This window comes from Prevotella sp. KH2C16 (assembly GCF_900113305.1).
GTDB lineage: Bacteria > Bacteroidota > Bacteroidia > Bacteroidales > Bacteroidaceae > Prevotella.
In genome coordinates, this window is sequence record NZ_FOOW01000051.1 from 1 (window position 1) to 1,882 (window position 1,882).

Here is a 1,882-nt window from a genome sequence, read left to right on the forward strand (position 1 = left end):
TTGACAACAAGCCGGAGGCGCTGCCAGTGCATGTGGAGAAATCAAGACAATTAGAGCTATTTGCATGGTAATCTTATCCCGAACTCGCGTATCTTAATAATTCACGAAGGGAAGTATGGCTACATAAGACGGCTTGCCTATCTCCGTCCAGCGCATGTATTCCGGATTTGTGGATACCATAACTATGGTCTGGTAGTCTACCTCTGTGCTGGTGAAGAAGGCTTTCCCGCCGCTGTCGTAGATGGAGCTGCCGCCGAGCTGGACAAAGGCCGCGTTAGCCAGGTCGCCCTTCCAGGGGAAGTGGGTGGCGTTGGTGAAGGCTGTCTGTGCGATGACGGGGTCGATGTCGCCCTTGCCGAGTCCGGTGAAGAGATACTTCATCTGGCCTGCGCTGGGCAGGAACCATCGTTTCTGTTCCAGTCCGCCGGAGAGCGTGGTGCCCGCGTCGTAGTGTGCGGCCTTGTAGAAGGCAGGGAAGGCAACGGATTCGTTGGCCTTCACCTGTCCGTCGTGGCTGTGGGCGGCGTCCCATGTCCAGTCTTCGCCGGCCATGTCGTTTAGTGCCTGGGCGGGCGTGGGGAACTGCTGCGAGTTGGCGAGGTTCAGCTGATAGCTGCTTTGGCACCAGTTGCCATTTCCTGCTTCCTTCAGGGCTGCGGCCAGTCGCTGGCTGCGGCTTACCACGACGCCCACGGGCGTGCGGCCTGCGGCTGCCGAGATGCGGTCGGTGGTGCCGTCGCTATAGAGATAGTAGAAGTCGTAGAGCATCTTCACATTCACCGTGTAGGAGCCGTTCTGCTTCATGGTGATGGCCGGATCCGGGTTCACGGGAATGGTTACGCCTGCTACATCCTTATAGTAGAGCGTGCCCTGGCTGAAGGTGAGCTTCAGCTTGGCTCCCTCGGTGGAGGGCAGGAAATACTGGTAGTCGCTCAGGCTCGTGTAGTTTTCTCGCCATTCTGCGGCGAAATAGCCGCGCCGTGCCCACTCCTTGCTTTCGCCGAAGGCGTATTCGCCCGGCGTGAGCGCGCCGTTGGCATAGGTATAGGTGCCGGTGCTCATGTCGTAGTGGGCGGTTACGGGCGCGTCGCCGTCAGTATCGGCCACCTTGGCCTTGATGGAATCGTGCACGGAGACATAGCTCGTGAGCTTCACGCGCATGCGGGCTCCCACATGGTTCATGGTGAAGCGTATCTTCTGCCGGGCACCGCTCACGCGCTGGTTGGCGGCGCGCCCGATGAGCGCCTTGCCGGCGTCGGCCTGTGCCACGGTGAGCTCGTTGCCGTTGCGGCTTACGAACTCGTTATAGCATACGAAGTCGTAGGTGCCCGGGGTGAGGATGATGGCGGGATTGGAGCTGGTGGGCGTGAACACGCTTCCGCTCACCGTCCCGGTAACATCGCCCTTGAACACGCCGCCCTGATAGGCTGCCATGGTGTAGGTGCCAGCCGAGAGGGCTCGGGTGGCAGGCTTGGCGGGAGCCTCGGAGCCAGCCTTGGCGTCGCGCTCCACCGAGATTTCGGCCACGAGACCGTTGCCCAGCACCACGGTGTCCTTGGCGGGCGTTGCCGCTGCCGCGCGGGTCATCGTCGATTCTGTATCTTCGCCGTAGTCGGCAAAGGCGAGCTCTATCTGCATGCCCTTCACCATGTCTACGCCCTTGGCACCCTCGTCGAGGTCGTCAGACGAGCAGGCCGTCATCAGGGCTCCGCCCAGCAGCAGCGTGCAGGCGGACAAGTAAAACGAAAAGAATGTCTTCTTTGTCTTCATTGTCTTCTTTTTTATTTTATACGCGAGTTCGGGATAAGATTACCATGCAAATAGCTCTAATTGTCTTGATTTCTCCACATGCACTGGCAGCGCCTCCGGCTTGTTGTCAAAG

The 1,882-nt window shown here is 59.5% G+C and carries 1 protein-coding gene; it reads right to left on the reverse strand.

The features are described 5' to 3' along the window. Positions 1 to 93: 93 nt before the first annotated feature. Positions 94 to 1,770 (reverse strand): fimbrillin family protein, encoded by a 1,677-nt coding sequence (locus tag BM114_RS13980; RefSeq protein WP_143089359.1) that lies wholly within the window; start codon positions 1,768 to 1,770, stop codon positions 94 to 96. Between the last annotated feature and the right edge of the window lie 112 nt (positions 1,771 to 1,882).

Bases quoted from the DNA above. Each gene is read 5' to 3' on its own strand.
- BM114_RS13980 (WP_143089359.1), bottom strand. From the start codon at position 1,770: ATGAAGACAAAGAAGACATTCTTTTCGTTTTACTTGTCCGCCTGCACG.